Source organism: Enterococcus sp. AZ141, from assembly GCF_051714385.1.
In the GTDB taxonomy this organism is placed as follows: domain Bacteria; phylum Bacillota; class Bacilli; order Lactobacillales; family Enterococcaceae; genus Enterococcus_D; species Enterococcus_D entomosocium.
Window position 1 is genome coordinate 1,938,657 of record NZ_JBIORT010000001.1, and the last position, 15,491, is coordinate 1,954,147.

Annotated in this window: 16 protein-coding genes; 12 read left to right on the top strand and 4 right to left on the bottom strand. The window is 42.9% G+C overall.

Annotated features, from left to right (window positions below):
* Nucleotides 1-52: 52 nt before the first annotated feature.
* From IGI89_RS09060 to IGI89_RS09070, 3 genes are all read left to right on the top strand, one after another.
* The gene (locus IGI89_RS09060) at nt 53-706 is read left to right on the top strand and encodes a GntR family transcriptional regulator (protein ID WP_005234303.1); all 654 of its coding nucleotides are present in this window, start codon (nt 53-55) and stop codon (nt 704-706) included.
* A gap of 135 nt (nt 707-841) precedes the next feature.
* Entirely contained in the window at nt 842-2,056 is a 1,215-nt protein-coding gene (locus IGI89_RS09065; protein WP_005228609.1) for a quaternary amine ABC transporter ATP-binding protein, read from the top strand.
* The gene (locus IGI89_RS09070; protein ID WP_005228611.1) at nt 2,049-3,773 is read left to right on the top strand and encodes an ABC transporter permease/substrate binding protein; all 1,725 of its coding nucleotides are present in this window, start codon (nt 2,049-2,051) and stop codon (nt 3,771-3,773) included. Before IGI89_RS09065 ends, IGI89_RS09070 begins: the two co-directional genes overlap by 8 nt.
* A gap of 119 nt (nt 3,774-3,892) precedes the next feature.
* On the opposite strand, the gene IGI89_RS09075 is transcribed toward IGI89_RS09070, so the two are convergent.
* The 3 genes from IGI89_RS09075 to IGI89_RS09085 are packed head-to-tail and all read right to left on the bottom strand — an operon-like array spanning nt 3,893 to nt 5,796.
* Nucleotides 3,893-4,729, bottom strand: a complete 837-nt coding sequence (locus tag IGI89_RS09075; protein ID WP_086297813.1) for a histidinol-phosphatase HisJ family protein — start codon at nt 4,727-4,729, stop codon at nt 3,893-3,895.
* Nucleotides 4,730-4,748: 19 nt separating this feature from the next.
* Entirely contained in the window at nt 4,749-5,390 is a 642-nt protein-coding gene (locus IGI89_RS09080) for a sugar O-acetyltransferase (RefSeq protein WP_086297810.1), read from the bottom strand.
* A 13-nt stretch (nt 5,391-5,403) separates the two neighbouring features.
* On the bottom strand, nt 5,404-5,796 hold the full coding sequence (locus IGI89_RS09085) for a VOC family protein (RefSeq protein ID WP_008380837.1): 393 nt from the start codon (nt 5,794-5,796) through the stop codon (nt 5,404-5,406).
* 159 nt (nt 5,797-5,955) lie between these two features.
* On the opposite strand from IGI89_RS09085, the gene IGI89_RS09090 reads away from it, so the two are divergent.
* Nucleotides 5,956-6,936 (top strand): ROK family protein, encoded by a 981-nt coding sequence (locus IGI89_RS09090; protein ID WP_086297807.1) that lies wholly within the window; start codon nt 5,956-5,958, stop codon nt 6,934-6,936.
* A gap of 88 nt (nt 6,937-7,024) precedes the next feature.
* Here the strand turns inward: IGI89_RS09090 and rnhC are convergent, their stop codons facing one another.
* Nucleotides 7,025-7,951, bottom strand: coding sequence for a ribonuclease HIII (gene rnhC, locus IGI89_RS09095; protein WP_005234312.1), 927 nt, complete (start codon nt 7,949-7,951; stop codon nt 7,025-7,027).
* 216 nt (nt 7,952-8,167) lie between these two features.
* Between rnhC and zapA the strand changes: the two genes are divergently transcribed.
* The 8 genes from zapA to IGI89_RS09135 all read left to right on the top strand — a co-directional run bounded on the left by zapA (nt 8,168) and on the right by IGI89_RS09135 (nt 15,478).
* Nucleotides 8,168-8,608: a cell division protein ZapA gene (zapA, locus tag IGI89_RS09100; protein WP_005228634.1), complete on the top strand. Its 441-nt coding sequence runs from the start codon at nt 8,168-8,170 to the stop codon at nt 8,606-8,608.
* Nucleotides 8,609-8,631: 23 nt separating this feature from the next.
* Complete coding sequence (locus IGI89_RS09105; RefSeq protein ID WP_005234314.1) at nt 8,632-9,186, top strand: CvpA family protein; 555 nt, start codon at nt 8,632-8,634, stop codon at nt 9,184-9,186.
* Between the two features lie 78 nt (nt 9,187-9,264).
* On the top strand, nt 9,265-11,628 hold the full coding sequence (locus IGI89_RS09110) for an endonuclease MutS2 (protein ID WP_016612651.1): 2,364 nt from the start codon (nt 9,265-9,267) through the stop codon (nt 11,626-11,628).
* A 96-nt stretch (nt 11,629-11,724) separates the two neighbouring features.
* Complete coding sequence (gene trxA / locus IGI89_RS09115) at nt 11,725-12,039, top strand: thioredoxin (RefSeq protein ID WP_438735562.1); 315 nt, start codon at nt 11,725-11,727, stop codon at nt 12,037-12,039.
* A 282-nt stretch (nt 12,040-12,321) separates the two neighbouring features.
* Nucleotides 12,322-12,648 carry a PadR family transcriptional regulator gene (locus IGI89_RS09120; RefSeq protein ID WP_005234324.1) on the top strand — a complete coding sequence of 109 codons (327 nt, stop codon included), beginning with the start codon at nt 12,322-12,324 and terminating at the stop codon, nt 12,646-12,648.
* On the top strand, nt 12,635-13,315 hold the full coding sequence (locus IGI89_RS09125) for a DUF2812 domain-containing protein (RefSeq protein WP_005234326.1): 681 nt from the start codon (nt 12,635-12,637) through the stop codon (nt 13,313-13,315). Before IGI89_RS09120 ends, IGI89_RS09125 begins: the two co-directional genes overlap by 14 nt.
* A gap of 17 nt (nt 13,316-13,332) precedes the next feature.
* On the top strand, nt 13,333-14,232 hold the full coding sequence (locus tag IGI89_RS09130) for an ABC transporter ATP-binding protein (RefSeq protein ID WP_005234329.1): 900 nt from the start codon (nt 13,333-13,335) through the stop codon (nt 14,230-14,232).
* Nucleotides 14,225-15,478, top strand: coding sequence for an ABC transporter permease (locus tag IGI89_RS09135; protein ID WP_008380850.1), 1,254 nt, complete (start codon nt 14,225-14,227; stop codon nt 15,476-15,478). The genes IGI89_RS09130 and IGI89_RS09135 overlap by 8 nt, the downstream gene beginning before the upstream one ends.
* Nucleotides 15,479-15,491: the final 13 nt, after the last annotated feature.

A 15,491-nucleotide genomic window follows, 5' to 3' on the forward strand; every position in this document is an offset into this window, starting at 1 on the left:
GCCACCAACAATGTTTCTTGTTATGATGAAAAAAAAGTAAAGGAAGTTCATCATGACGAATAAGTTTCAAGATAAAAAGAAGGTCGCTTTGCCTCGTTATCAGCAGATTGCCGTGGCGATCGCGGAACGAATCGTTGAAAATCGCTACCAAGTTGGGCAAAAGATCCATGCGCGCTCAACGTTAGCCAGCAATTTCAATGTCTCTCCTGAAACAGCCCGCAAAGCGATCAATGTATTAGTTGATTTAGAAATCATGGATGTCCGTCATGGCAGCGGCGCCTATATTGCTTCAAAGGAAAAAGCACAGGCCTTTGTTGAACAATACCAAGATGTGCAGTCGATCCAAGAAATCAGACAAGACATTTTAGACAGTGTGGAGCGGCAGCAGCAAGAGCTGGATAATTTTTCTGACTTGTTGAACACGTTAGTGCAGCAGACCAAAAAGGTACACCATATGAGTCCGTTTGTGCCCTTTGAACTTCAGTTGACGGAACAAGCGCAGCATTTGGAAAAAAGTATCAATGAATTGAATATTTGGCAAGCCACAGGGGCGACGATCATCGCAATCCAAACAACCGAAGAATTGTTGTTGTCACCAGGACCTTATGCGAAATTTAGTGCAGGCAATACGATTTATTTTGTCGGAAATGAACTGGCGTTGCAGCGCATGACCAATTTCTTCTATCCAACGGACCATTCAGCGTAATTCTTTTTCCTGATTCCCATGCTTTTTTTGCAAAAGAAAAAGCATTGGGAAATTTTTTTTGACAAAGTGACCACATCTTGTTAAGATAGTATGGTCACTTTCGTGAAATTTTTCAGAAAAAGGAGTATTAATCATTTGAGTAAAGTTAAAGTGGAACACTTAACCAAAATCTTCGGTAAGAAAAAGCAGCAAGCTCTTGCCATGGTCAAAGAACAACGCAGCAAAAACGAGATTTTAGAAAAAACGGGTGCCACCGTCGGGGTCTATGATGTGAACTTTGAAGTCAACGAAGGCGAGATTTTCGTCATCATGGGCCTTTCTGGAAGCGGGAAGTCAACATTGATTCGACTATTGAATCGATTGATCGAGCCGTCTGGCGGAGATATTTACATAGATGGCGTGGATGTTGCCAAAATGAGTAAAGAGGAACTACGAGAAGTTCGCCGTCACAAAATCAACATGGTTTTCCAAAGCTTTGGCCTTTTCCCTCATCGGACAATTTTAGAGAACACAGAATACGGACTAGAAGTCCGTGGGGTCTCGAAAGAAGAACGAACAGCGAAAGCGGAAAAAGCGTTAGAAAACTCAGGATTGCTTTCTTTTAAAGACCAATACCCTGACCAGCTGTCTGGAGGGATGCAACAGCGTGTGGGACTTGCCCGTGCGTTAGCCAATGATCCAGAGATCCTCTTGATGGATGAGGCCTTTTCAGCATTAGATCCGCTGATTCGCCGTGAAATGCAAGATGAACTTTTAGAATTGCAAGCCAATGTTCAAAAAACGATTATCTTTATCACCCATGATTTGAACGAGGCCTTGCGGATCGGTGACCGGATCGCTTTAATGAAAGATGGTCAGATCATGCAGATCGGTACAGGAGAAGATATTTTGACGAATCCTGCCAACCAATACGTGCGTGATTTCGTGGAAGATGTCGATCGTTCCAAAGTCTTGACTGCGCAAAATATCATGGTTCCAGCATTGACGACGAACATCGAGATCGATGGACCAAGCGTAGCATTGAACCGGATGCGGAAAGAAGAAGTCAGCATGCTGTTAGCCGTCGACAAACGTCGTCACCTAAAAGGAAGCCTGACAGCCGAGTCTGCTCGTGAGGCACGGAAAAACAATCTGACCTTGAAGGAAGTTATTGATAAAAATGTTAAAAAGATCGATAAAGATATGCTGGTAACGGATATCTTCAATTTGATCTATGATTCGCCTACACCTTTAGCCGTGGTAGAAAACGATCGTTTGATCGGAGTCGTGATCCGCGGAAGTGTGATTGAAGCATTGGCTGAGACTGATTCAGCCGCTCAAGCAGAGGAAGGGGTAGTGACAAATGGATAATTTCTTACAACATACGATTCCGGTGGCTGATTGGGTCGAAAACTTTACTGATTGGCTAACAGGAACTTTCAGTGGATTGTTTTCAGCCTTACAGTCTTTCGGACAATTTATCATGGACGCTATTACAAATGTATTACTGTTTGTACCACCGTTATTAATGATCGTCTTATTGACGGCTGCTGCCTTTTTCGTTTCACGCAAAAAATTCGGCTTGCCAGCTTTTACTTTTGTCGGGTTGCTGTTCATCTATAACCAAGGGTTATGGACAGACTTGATGAACACCGTGACGTTGGTCTTATTGTCGAGTTTGGTTTCGATCATCATTGGGATTCCACTAGGAATCTTAATGGCGAAAAGCGAAAAAGCGCAAAGTATCGTGACGCCGATCTTAGACTTTATGCAAACGATGCCTGGTTTCGTTTATTTGATTCCTGCGGTTGCTTTCTTTGGGATCGGGATGGTTCCTGGGGTCTTCGCCTCAGTGATCTTTGCTCTACCACCAACCGTTCGGATGACGAACTTAGGGATTCGCCAAATTTCTCGTGAATTGGTGGAAGCCTCTGATTCCTTCGGTGGGACTGGCTGGCAAAAACTGATCAAATTAGAATTGCCACTAGCCAAAAGCACTATTTTGGCTGGGGTCAACCAAACCACGATGCTGGCATTATCAATGGTCGTGATCGCGTCAATGATCGGTGCTCCTGGGTTAGGGCGCGGCGTCTTGTCTGCCTTGCAACGAGCACAAGTCGGTAACGGATTTGTCAGTGGGGTATCCTTAGTTATTTTGGCGATCATCATGGATCGCTTTACCCAGAATTTGAACCGTTCGGCACATCAAAAAGCAGCGAGCAAGACGAGTCGCAAACAAAAACGTCTTTTTGGCGGGATTGCTGCAGCGGCAGTCGTTGCTTTGATTGGCGCATCGTTTGCCTTTGGAAATGTTTCTGACAGCAAAGGCACGGTGAACTTGGCGTATGTCGAATGGGATACGGAAGTCGCATCTACCCATGTGGTGGCAGAAGTCTTGTCGCAAATGGGCTACGAAGTCAACACGACGCCTTTGGATAATGCCATCATGTGGGAATCGGTGGCAAAAGGGGAAGTTGACGGGATGGTTGCTGCTTGGCTGCCATCTACGCATCAATCCCAGTATGAACAGTACCAAGACCAAGTCGAGAACTTAGGTCCTAACTTAGAAGGGGCAAAACTGGGGATCGTTGTCCCAAGCTATATGGATGTAGATTCCATCGCAGACCTTTCTGACGAAGCTGGAAAAACCATCACTGGTATCGAACCAGGCGCTGGTGTCGTGAATGCAGCGGAGAATACGGTTGCGACGTATGACAACCTTTCCGATTGGAATGTCGCTACCTCTTCTTCTGGAGCGATGACAGTGGCATTGGGCCAAGCCATCAAGAACCAAGATGAGATCGTTATTACTGGTTGGTCTCCACACTGGATGTTTGCGAAATATGATCTGAAATATCTGGATGATCCAGAAGGAACAATGGGTGAAGCAGAAAGCATCAACACTGTTGTACGCCAAGGATTAGCAGATGACATGCCAGAAGTTTACGAAGTACTTGATCGTTTCAACTGGACACAAGAAGATATGGAAGAAGTCATGTTAGCAATCAATGACGGAACATCAGCCGAAGATGCAGCCAAAGATTGGGTAGCCAATCACCCAGAAGAAGTTGCTGCATGGACGAACTAATGTCTAAAAAAAGAACGACCGCAGATTGAAGCGGTCGTTCTTTTTGTTGTTTAAAATACTTAGGTTCATAACGAAAGACGAGGGGATGATTTTTGCAAAAGACGGAGCTTTTGTGCAGGTTAAGCAAAACGATGAAAAATCGGCTGCATCTGTTCAAACGCACAGAGTTCAGTAAATCCTAATGATCGTAAAAGATCTTGTCCCTCTTTGATTTGAAACCCGAGCTGCTCTGGTTTATGACTGTCGCTGCCGATGGTTAGCACGCTTCCCCCCAAGTCACGATAAAGCTTGAGGATCTCGATCGATGGCGTATACCCATTGATTCCGTAACGGTGGGAAGAGGTATTCAGTTCGATGCCTTTGCCATCTTTGATCACGACTTTCAAGATCTCTGCGATTTGTTCTTTCGTTTGTTCAAAAGCGTCCTTCTCTTTATCTAAATAACGACGAATCAAATCCATATGGGCTAAGACGGAATACTCTTTATATGTCGTGACCAGCTGATACATTTCATCATAATAGCGCTCGTAGCATTCCTGTTGGCTGCGTCCTTTTTGAAATTCTCCGGTCCAAAATTCTTGATCGTCTACCTGATGAACGGAAAGTAAAATGAAGTCAAAGGGATGCGAATGATAAAGACGGGTAAATTGTGGGATCGTGTGCATTTGCATCCCAAATTCCAGCCCAGTTTTTAGCTTGATTTGGTCACTGTATGTTTCCTTTAAGCGTGCCAGTTCGTTAAAATACAAGTCGTAGTAGACATTTTTTACGACTTTATTGGCTCCAACGAGGTACGTATCCGTGGCTTGCCAGTCTTCTTTGACCCCATAATCCACATGATCGGTAAAGCAGATTTCGGCTAAGCCTAGTCTAATAGCGTCTTTGACTACATCTTCCATCAAATACCAAGAATCATCGCTGTAATCACTATGAACGTGATAGTCTGTAAAAATCATGGCGTCTCCTTTTGTTTCGTTATTTTTGCTGCTTCTGCCAGTCTGCTCGTTTTTGATGATAAAGCTGGGCGGCCGTTTCCCAATGCTCTTTGTCAGTCGGCTGAATCTCACGGATAAGACGGGCTGGATTGCCACCGACGATCGTATTCGGCGGCACATCTTTTGTGACGACGGAACCAGCAGCGACGATGGCATGTTTGCCGATCGTGACACCTGGTAAAATCGTACTGTTGCCCCCGATCCAAACGTAATCTTCGACGGTGATCGGTAGGCCAAATTCCAAATCTTGACTGCGGATCACAGAATCGATCGGATGGCCGGCTGTATAGAAGCTGACCCGTGGTCCCACCATCACATGATCACCAATCAGAATCTTATTGACATCTAAAAAAATGCAATCCATATTGGCATAAAAGTGATCACCAATCTCAACATGGCGACCATAGTCGACAAAAAGGGGTGGTTGGATAAAGCAATGCTGCCCAAATTTGCCAAAGAGTGCTTTTTCTTTGGCGATGATTCCTTCTCGGTCATCGACTGGTAAAAGGTTGATTTCCTGGGCACGTTTTTTCCCCTCCACTGAGCCATTCTCAGGGAGAATACCGGCAGCTTGATACAGTTGACCAGCCAACATCGCTTGATAATCAAAATCTTCTTTCATTGCAAAATCCTTTCTAAGACGGTAAATCGTCGGTGGTTAATTCAATCAAATTGCCTTCGGGGTCTTGGACAACTGCTTCATAATAGCCATCGCCTGTCGTACGAGGACCATTTAAAAGAGGGTAGCCATCTTCAACAAACCGTTGAGCGTATCGATCAACGTCAGCTTGATCACCTACTGCAATCGCAAGGTGAGTGTAGCCTAAGCTCTCACTGACACGAGGGCTTAAAAATTTCTTGGTCGTTAATTCTAACCGACTTCCAGAATCAAAGGTCAAAAAATAGGACTGAAAGCCTGTTTTCGGATTATGATATTTTTGGTTGCTGACCGCCTGAAAGTAGGTTTCATAAAATGTTCTCATTTTTTCTAAATCATTGACATATAGTGCGATGTGTTCAATTTTCATTATCGACAACTCCTTTAATAAGCAACATAGATCGTTTTTTTTTGAACTTAGTAAACTTTGTTTAATAAGTTGCTTCTATTATACCTTTGTTAACAAAATTTATAAAGGTATATTCCCAGCTTTTTATCTGTTAAAATAGGAGCGTTGAGGGGGAGAAAAATGAAAGCTTATCAGCCAACGACCATTAAATTACATAATCAGGCAGTATTGCTGGATTTGCTAAAACAGCAGCAAGCGCCTATGACCAAGCGCCAACTGGCAGATGCCTCTCAATTAAGCGTGGTAACGATCAACAAGCTGCTTCCTGAATTGATAGAAAAGCAGTTGCTTTTGACGACGGATCAACCGCAACGAACGGGAGGACGTCAAGCTGCGGCTTACCAGTACAATGCGCAACGGACACTGTTGTTGATCATTCAGTTTATCGAAGAAGACCAGCAGATCGTGATTCGTTTTTCAGTCGTCGATCTCGTCGGGAACATTTTGCATCATGAGCAGTCAGCAGAGGGCCGATTGCCGCAGTTCTTGCAAGTGATTCGTCAGATAAAACAGGAATACCCGAAAATCAGCTTGGCAGTCGTGGGAATTCCTGGTGTGGAAATTGCTGGAAGACTGAAGATCATGGATGCTCCAGCATTTAAGGACATGGCGCTAGGGGAATTGATTGAAAAGGAGATCGCGGTAAAAACGCTTATTGAGAATGACGTGAATGCAGCGGTATTCCATTTCAAAGAAGAGAAAAAAATCGTGGCTGGCATTTATTTTCCAAAAAATTATCCACCAGGTGCGGGACTGGTCATCGACCAACAGCTCTTTAAAGGAGCCAACCATTTAAGTGGCGAAATCAAGCATTTGCCGCATCTTTACAAAGTTTCTTACCCTTTGGCAACAGAGGCGATCCAAGAGCAAGTGACTGCCACTCTTCAAGCGATCGTGGCAGTCACGGACCCGCATCAAGTCATTTTGTTTTTGCCCTCTGAGTGGCAGGCGCTTGTGCCGCGCTCTTTTTTGGAAAAGCAGCTGGCAGCAGTGTTTCATTATGGCGTCTTACCAAAGTTACACTTTTCAGATCGGTTTTCAGAAAACTATTTGGCTGGGTTGATCACGATGGGAATCGAAGCAGCGGGCTTAGGGCTTTGATTCGCAGCATTTAACTGGTACTGAGGACAAAAACTGCCGCTGCTTCCTTTATCAGAAGCAATGGCAGTTTTTTTGAAAATACGAGAACTCACAGTTTAGCGAGTTTCTGTGCTTTTTCGGTATTCGCAAAATGCAGTTTGGCATATTTGCCCAATAGTGCTATGCCACCTTGCTGCAGTAATTTTGCGGCAACTTGGTCAGCAGCTGCGTGGGCGCCAGAAGGCAAGCGCATACCGACTTCTTTGGAGGCTGCCTCTAATTCATCCAAAAAGACTGTACGACATAAAATAGAGGCTGCCGCTACTGCTAGATGATATTGTTCACCTTTCGTCGCAAAATAGAGCTTTTCGGTAACCGCTGCTTGTTCCGATTTTAAATAAGTGCGATAATTTTTTTCGCTTGTGAACTGATCGATCAAAATGGCATCTGGTGTCTCAGGAGCAATCTTTTGCAAAAGCAAACGAATGGCTTGATTATGCAAAGCAACTTTCATTCGGACCGTGTTGTATTTTGGTTGGATCTCGTTGTATTTGCTGGGTGTAACAGTGAGCAATTGGTAAGGAACCAATTCTTTGATTTTCGGCGCCATCTTACGGATCTCTGGATCTGTCAGCATTTTTGAGTCCTTGACACCTAAGGCTTTCAGCTGTGGCAATTGCTCTTTTTTGGCATAGACGGCACAGACCACCAAAGGACCGAAATAACTGCCGTTGCCGACCTCGTCACTGCCGACGACGCTTTTTTCGCTAAATCCTGCTGGCAACGCAGTGGTTGAAACAGTCGCTTTTTTCTTATCCGGTACAGCACTTGCCGTATCGCCCCATAAGGAAGCTTCTTTTTCAGCAGTCGCTCCTTGAAACATGACTTTTCCAGACGTATAAGCAGTGATCGTCGTTGGCCCTTTTTTGGCGACAAACGCTGTATAAGGAACTTTCTTAGCCAGCAGTTCTCGTTGGTAAAATTGCTGCATCTTTTTGATAGTTGAAGTTGGTACTTTGATAACGATCGTACTCATTTGATTCCTCCTGTTTTTTTGTCTTTTCTTAGGTAGACAAAAGGATACTTTAAGATTTTACCATACTTCTTATTCTTTTTTACTAAGACGATCAGCAAACAAACGATTGGCATGGAAATTCATAAGAAAATCACGTATAATAGTTAAGAGTTTGCGACACATGTTCAATAAGTGATAGAATAGAGCAGAATGTAAGCAATGGGAGGAAATATTCCTATGACGGAGCAAAAGAAACGCTATAAAGCAGTTATCGCGAATCAAAGTTACACGATTATTGGACGCGAAAGCAAAGAACACATGGATATGGTGACAAGATTGGTCAATGACCAACTGCTTGAGATCATGCAATTATCGCCACAAACCGATCAAGAACAAGCGTCGATCTTATTAGCGATCAACGCTGTTTCCGACCAGCTGAAAAAACAAGAACAGCTTTTGGTCTTACAAAAAAAAGTGGACGAGTTGCGGGGACAAGCCATTAAAGCAACGGAGCTTGAGAATCGCATCAAGCGGATCGAAGCAATCGAATCCGAAGCACGGAAAGTTCTCGATGAGACAGGTCGCAGTGATGTGGAGATCCATAATCATGTGGAAGCACAACAGATCTTAAATGAACAAAGGAAACGAAAAATTCAAGAAAAGACAGCCCATGGGTAGTGCGGCGTAGAAAGGATTCCTAAATGATTGGATTATTTGTCTTGGTTTTGTTGTTGGCAGCCTTTTACGGCGGCGCGCGGCGCGGAACCAGTTTACAATTGGTCTCAGTTTTGGGCTATTTGATCTCTTTTTTCTTTGCAGTTGCGAATTACCAAGAAATTGCGAAAAAAATTGAGCTCTATGTTCCTTATATGTCAGTAACGGCGGATTCAAAGTTAAAATACTACGATATGGAACTGGCTTTAGATTTAGACAAAGCCTATTATGCGGCTATCGCTTTTGTGATGGTACTCTTTGCTGGTTGGCTGATCACAAAACTATTAGTGATTTTTGCAGACAGTTTGCGTTACAAACGCCTACGTTTTTTAGGTGGCTATGACTGGGCAGTTGCGGGTGTTTTGAATGTCATCTTGATGTATATCAATTTATATATGTTTTTTATGATTCTCTCAATGATCCCGTTTGCCACGATTCAAAATCTGTTTGAAACGAGCGGAACTGCGAATTTCATCGTTGATCGGTCACCGATTCTCTCAGATTATTTCTATCGATTGTGGATCACAGATGTGATTGGGTAAAAAGCAGGCAGATGGTTGCAGAGCCATTCTGCCTTTTTCTTAGGAACAAAAAGTTAAAACAAAGCAGGTGAGAAAAGAATGAATACTAAGATCCTTGATGTTTTAGGATTTGAACAAGTAAAGAGTCAAATCGGTCAGTATATCGTAACAGCCCAAGGAAAAGAAGCCTTAGCAAAGCTTGTGCCATCAAGTGATGCGCAAGTCATTTCCTCTTGGCTAGCAGAAACAGAAGACGCGATCAAGATCCAGCGTTTAAGAGGCGGAATCCCTGTACCAAAAATTGAGAATATTCGTCCCCAAATGAAACGGATCGAAATCGGCGCAGATTTAAACGGCGTTGAATTGGCACAAGTTGCCCGCGTCTTATCAACTACGCAGGAATTGAAACGCTTTTTTGCTGATTTGTCTGAAAGTGAGATTGAATTTTCCCGCTTGTATCACTGGGAAGAACAGTTGGTTTCTTTACCAACCTTGAATCGTCGCTTGAAAGAAGCTATCGATGAGGATGGCCGAGTCACAGACGATGCCTCTCCAGCACTTCGGGGAATTCGTCAATCGATCCGACGAGCAGAACGGACGATCCGTGAGACATTGGATGGCATCGTCCGAGGTGGCAATGCAAAGTATCTAAGTGATACGATCGTAACCATGCGAAATGAGCGTTATGTGATTCCAGTCAAACAAGAATACCGAGGTGTTTTCGGCGGCGTGGTTCACGACCAAAGTTCATCTGGTCAAACCTTGTTTATCGAACCGAAACAAGTAGTGGAACAAAATAACCGCTTGCGTCAGCATCAAATTGCGGAACGGGACGAAATCACTCGTATTTTGGCGGAATTATCAGCAGAGTTAGCTCCGTACCAAAGAGAGATCCTCCATAATGCATATGTGATCGGAATCATGGATTTCATGAATGCCAAGGCTCGTTTTGGGAAAGAGATGAAGGCAATCGTACCAGCGATCAATCAAGATAACCATGTCTTTTTTAAACAAGCACGTCATCCATTGATCGATCAAGAAAAAGTCGTTCCTAACGATATTACGATTGGAAAAGACTATCAAGCTGTTGTCATTACTGGGCCGAATACCGGCGGGAAAACCATCACCTTAAAAACATTAGGGCTATTGCAGATCATGGGCCAAGCCGGCTTACCAATCTTGGCAGAAGAAGAAAGCCAAATGGGGATCTTCAATGAAATTTTTGCGGACATTGGTGATGAACAATCCATTGAGCAAAGTCTATCGACCTTTTCTTCACATATGACAACGATCGTTGATGTGTTGAAAAAAGTCGACGAAACAAGTCTGGTGCTTTTTGATGAACTAGGTGCTGGGACCGATCCCCAAGAAGGGGCAGCACTAGCAATTGCGATTTTGGACGAACTTGGGGCTAAGTCGGCTTATGTCATGGCGACGACCCATTATCCAGAATTGAAAGTTTATGGCTATAACCGATCCAATACGATCAACGCCTCTATGGAGTTTGATGTCGATACCTTAAGTCCGACCTATCGCTTGTTGATCGGGGTTCCGGGACGAAGCAATGCGTTTGAGATTTCGAAAAGACTTGGCTTGCCAGAGACGATCATTGATCAAGCCAAAGAGATCATGGACGGAGAAAGCCAAGACCTGAATGAAATGATCGCTGATTTAGAAAATCGAAGAAAAATGACGGAAACCGAGTATCTGGAAGTTCGTCATCATGTAAAAGAAGCAGCCCGCTTGCACCAAGAATTGGAAGCAGCTTACAGTTATTTCTTTGAAGAACGCGAAAAAGAATTGGCAAAAGCCCGTCAAAAAGCCAATCAAATCGTAGAAGAAGCCAAAGAGGAATCTGAAAAAATCATTGCCGATATTCGTAAAATGCAGTTAGCTGGCGGTCAAACGAAGGTCAAAGAACACGAACTGATCGATGCGCGCACCAAGCTATCAGGACTGCAGCAAGAAGAACATCTGCAAAAAAACAAAGTTCTGCAAAAAGCCAAAGCAGCCAAGACGCTGAAAGAAGGAGACGAAGTGCTTGTAACATCTTATGGGCAGCGCGGGGTCTTATTGAAAAAAGCAGGCAAAAATCAATGGCAAGTCCAAATCGGTATTTTGAAAATGAATTTGCCAGAAACAGATCTCCAACCAGCAGCGCCAGTGAAGGAGCCTACACAGCGTATCGTCAATACGATTCGTTCTGCTGACAGCAGTCCAGTGGTCAATCAGTTGGATTTACGCGGCAAGCGGTACGAAGAAGCCCTCAATGAAGTGGATCAGTATTTAGATGCAGCGATTTTGGCAGGCTATCCGCAAGTGACAATCGTCCACGGAAAAGGAACCGGCGCATTGCGTCAAGGGATCACTGACTACCTAAAAAATCATCGCTCGGTGAAAAGTTTTGAATTTGCGCCAGCAAATCAAGGGGGCAATGGGGCGACCATTGTGAAGTTTAACTAACCTTTAAGAACCCTTACCTTTTGTAAGCAGACGATTTTAAAAAACTTCCGATACGTGGTATACTTTTTTTAGTTTTAAAAATGGAGGGGAAGTACGATGGCAAAAGAAATTACCGATAAAAATTTTTCAGAAGAAACCGATAAAGGCTTAGTCCTTATTGATTTTTGGGCAACTTGGTGTGGCCCTTGTCGTATGCAAGCACCGATCTTGGAACAATTAGCGAATGAATATGAGGAAGACGAATTGAAGATCGTGAAAATGGATGTGGATGAAAATCCTGAAACACCTGCTTCATTCGGGATCATGTCTATTCCTACTTTGTTGTTGAAAAAAGACGGACAAGTCGTTGATAAAGCAATTGGGGTGCATACAAAAGATCAATTGAAAGCTTTAGTTGCGGAACATATGTAATAGAAGAAGTGTTTTTGAAGCAATAGCCGAAAGAGGCTATTGCTTTTTTTATTTTGGGGACAAAGTCTTTGAAGAATGCCTTTGACGTTTCTAACTTCTACTCTTTGTTCCATGCACTGCTGTTGGGGTTCACTCAATTGCTAACGAGAAAAGTGAGAATGAACATTAAGAAAGCAGTCATTCTCCAGCAATGTTAGCAGATCAGAAAAAAAAGATTGACGCTGGCTATATCATTCGATAATATATCATTAAGTGATATAGTTAGTGGGATGGAGGAATCAAATGGATGAGGCATTGACAGATTCAACCTATTTGATTTTATTAGCGCTTTTAAAGCCAAAACATGGGTATGTCATTATGAAACAAATCCATGAGCTAAGCCAAGGAACATTTGAGATTGGCCCCGCGACGATGTATACGATTTTGAAAAAGCTGACGAAAAAGGGGTGGATCGATTTAGAAGAAAGCGTCGATCGAAAAAAAATCTATCAGATTACACCAGAAGGAAGACAGGTTCTGGAGAAAGATATTCAGCGACGCAAACTATTTTATCAAATCGGAGAACAGGTCTTCGAAGCGTTAGGAGGGGAACAAGATGGGCATCAATAAGAAATATCTTCTTTCTCTTGGAGTCGCCTATTATCCGGAAAAGGAAATGGTTCGTTTACAAAAACAAGCGTCAATGGGCTGGCATTTTGTGAAGATGAATCGGTTAGGGTTTTTGAAGTTTATCAAAGGAAAATCGGAAACGACCAAATATGCAGTGGACTTTTTCGAAGGAGATCCTTCTGAGATCGTTGATTACCTAGCGATGTATCAAGCTGGGGGCTGGACCTATATCAGCAATTATAAAGATCGGTATTTTTATTTTAAAGCATCTCCGGATACACCAGCGATTTTCAGCGATCAAGAAAGCTATCAAGAACGAATCGATAATGAGACGCGCTATTTGATGAAAAAATCGATTCTGTTTTCAGTGGTCAGTTTAGCAATTTTAGCAGTGATTTATTTTTCCATTCGTTATTTCAATATTCGTACAAATCCCTTTTGGTCCTTTGGGCTAGGATTGATTACTGGGCTAGTATTTATTCCGATAGGGGTAGGATTGACCACGATTTTGATGAAATTTTTATACAAAAATCGAGCAAGTTATTACAATGAACCAGAGAAACTGGCGAAACGCCAACGGGTGATCCGCGACTCTATCATCTTGATGGTTGCAGGAGCAATCGTTGGTGCCATTATCGGTTTTTTCTTTAGTGACATATTTTATTAGACAGGGAAGGTGAGCATGTGTTAGAAGCAAAACAGCTAGTAAAAACATTTGGGGATTATACAGCAGTCGATCAATTGTCTTTTACCATCAATGATGGTCAGATTATGGGATTAATTGGTCAAAACGGAGCAGGAAAAACGACGACATTCCGATTGATCTTGGATTTTTTGAAAGCCGATCAAGGAGAAGTATTATGGGATGGTCACAAAATTAGTGAAAAAGAATACAATCTTATTGGCTATCTGCCAGAAGAACGCGGCTTGTATCCAAAAGTCACGATTGAAGATCAATTGATCTACTTCGCGCGTTTACGTGGCAAAAAGAAAGAAGACATCGTACCCAAAATCGACTATTGGATGGACAAGTTTAAAGTCAAAGGCAAGAAAACTGATAAAGTCAAATCTTTATCAAAAGGAAATCAGCAAAAAGTTCAGCTAATTTCAACGTTGATCCATGAACCAAAATTAGTGATTCTAGATGAACCGTTTAGTGGCTTAGATCCAGTCAACGCGGAACTGTTGAAAAACGGGATCATTGAACTGAAAAAAAATGGCTCTTGTGTCATCTTCTCCAGTCATAATATGGATAACGTAGAAAAAATCTGTGACCACTTGATTATGCTAAGGGATGGTCAAACTGTCTTAAACGGAAAGGTCCATGAAATTCGTGAATCCTTTGGACGAACGAAAGTTTATTTGGAGTCTAATTTGACGAAAGAACAGCTTTTGGCAGTGGCAGGTGTTGAGGAAGTCATTGCCAGAGAAGACGGCAGCTATGATATTACGATCGCTGATCCTGCAGTAGGAAAAACCTTATTTGATTTAGCGACGGCGGATGGTTATATCCCTATGTTCAATCAACAACCGCCAACGTTAGAAGAAATCTTTAAGCGGAAGGCAGGAAAAACAAATGAATAAGTTTTGGGTAATCGCATTAGATGTTTATAAGAAAAATATCAAATCAATTTCGTTTTTGATTATGATATTGGTTCCATTCATTGCAATGGGCGGATTTTATCTGATTAGTTACTTTGCCGATGGTATGAGCAGTGTGGATAAAATTGTCGTTTATGCGAATGAACCAGCCATTGCGCAGACCTTTGTGGAGCAAAGTAGCGATGATTATGAATTTGAAGTTGTGGAAAGCGAAGAACAAGGACAACAACAGTTGGCTGACAAAGATGCTGATGCCTTGTTAGTTATTACTGCTTCAGGGGATACGCTGCAAGGGGAATTATTAAGCGAGTCCTCGATGGGGCAAGCTTTAGAGCTGACGATCCAACAATTATTGACGGGCTTGCAGTCATCCTTTCGAGCTAGCGAGCTTGGTTTGACTGCTGAGCAAGTGGCAGTTCTTAGTGAAGTTGCACCACTTGACCGGCAAAAAGTTTCCTTCAGTGAAGGTGGCGAAATGACCTATGGAGAAGATAATACCGCGATGCAAGCAGCAGTTAGTACCATCGCAACAATCGTTCTCTTTTTCTTTATCATCACTTACGCACAAATCATTGCGCAAGAAATTGCTTCTGAAAAAGGAACGCGCATTATGGAAGTCATTTTGTCTAGTACGCGAGCACAAACCCATTACTACGCCAAATTAACTGGGGTGATCATGGTTGCAGCGACCCAGCTAGTTGCGTATGTTGCGATTTTTGGCGGGAGTTATTTCTGGATCAAGGACAACTCCATGGTAAAAGACTTATTGGCAAGTTTTTCATCAGATGGCATTTTTGGTCCTTTCCTCGTGTTTGCGATCGTTTTCGTCTTCTTAGGAATCTTGATCTATTCTGTCTTGTCAGCCCTTTGCGGGTCGTTAGTGAACAAAGCAGAAGATACGGCGAAAGCCATTATTCCAGTGACGTATCTTTCGTTGGGCGGGTATATGCTAGGAATCGTACTAGGCGGTATGGATCCGCATAACGTTGTTTTACGAGTAACTTCTTATATCCCATTCTTGTCCTCGTATATTATGCCAGTACGGCTTGCTAATGATACAGTGGGGATTGGCGGAGCGTTGATTTCAGTAGGGATCCTTGCTGTTACCACGATCGTCCTGATGCTGGTTTCTGCAAAAATGTACAAATCAAATGTCTTGATCTATAACGACAATGGCATCTTGGCAACGTTGAAACAATCACTGGTGTTAATGAAAAATGAGAAATAAACAAAACGCCCGA

What these genes read in the sequence shown, in the direction of transcription:
- IGI89_RS09060 (WP_005234303.1), top strand. Translation starts at nt 53, where the DNA reads ATGACGAATAAGTTTCAAGATAAAAAGAAGGTCGCTTTGCCTCGTTAT.
- IGI89_RS09070 (WP_005228611.1), top strand. Translation starts at nt 2,049, where the DNA reads ATGGATAATTTCTTACAACATACGATTCCGGTGGCTGATTGGGTCGAA.
- IGI89_RS09075 (WP_086297813.1), bottom strand. Translation starts at nt 4,729, where the DNA reads ATGATTTTTACAGACTATCACGTTCATAGTGATTACAGCGATGATTCT.
- IGI89_RS09080 (WP_086297810.1), bottom strand. Translation starts at nt 5,390, where the DNA reads ATGAAAGAAGATTTTGATTATCAAGCGATGTTGGCTGGTCAACTGTAT.
- IGI89_RS09085 (WP_008380837.1), bottom strand. Translation starts at nt 5,796, where the DNA reads ATGAAAATTGAACACATCGCACTATATGTCAATGATTTAGAAAAAATG.
- IGI89_RS09090 (WP_086297807.1), top strand. Translation starts at nt 5,956, where the DNA reads ATGAAAGCTTATCAGCCAACGACCATTAAATTACATAATCAGGCAGTA.
- rnhC (WP_005234312.1), bottom strand. Translation starts at nt 7,951, where the DNA reads ATGAGTACGATCGTTATCAAAGTACCAACTTCAACTATCAAAAAGATG.
- zapA (WP_005228634.1), top strand. Translation starts at nt 8,168, where the DNA reads ATGACGGAGCAAAAGAAACGCTATAAAGCAGTTATCGCGAATCAAAGT.
- IGI89_RS09105 (WP_005234314.1), top strand. Translation starts at nt 8,632, where the DNA reads ATGATTGGATTATTTGTCTTGGTTTTGTTGTTGGCAGCCTTTTACGGC.
- IGI89_RS09110 (WP_016612651.1), top strand. Translation starts at nt 9,265, where the DNA reads ATGAATACTAAGATCCTTGATGTTTTAGGATTTGAACAAGTAAAGAGT.
- trxA (WP_438735562.1), top strand. Translation starts at nt 11,725, where the DNA reads ATGGCAAAAGAAATTACCGATAAAAATTTTTCAGAAGAAACCGATAAA.
- IGI89_RS09120 (WP_005234324.1), top strand. Translation starts at nt 12,322, where the DNA reads ATGGATGAGGCATTGACAGATTCAACCTATTTGATTTTATTAGCGCTT.
- IGI89_RS09125 (WP_005234326.1), top strand. Translation starts at nt 12,635, where the DNA reads ATGGGCATCAATAAGAAATATCTTCTTTCTCTTGGAGTCGCCTATTAT.
- IGI89_RS09135 (WP_008380850.1), top strand. Translation starts at nt 14,225, where the DNA reads ATGAATAAGTTTTGGGTAATCGCATTAGATGTTTATAAGAAAAATATC.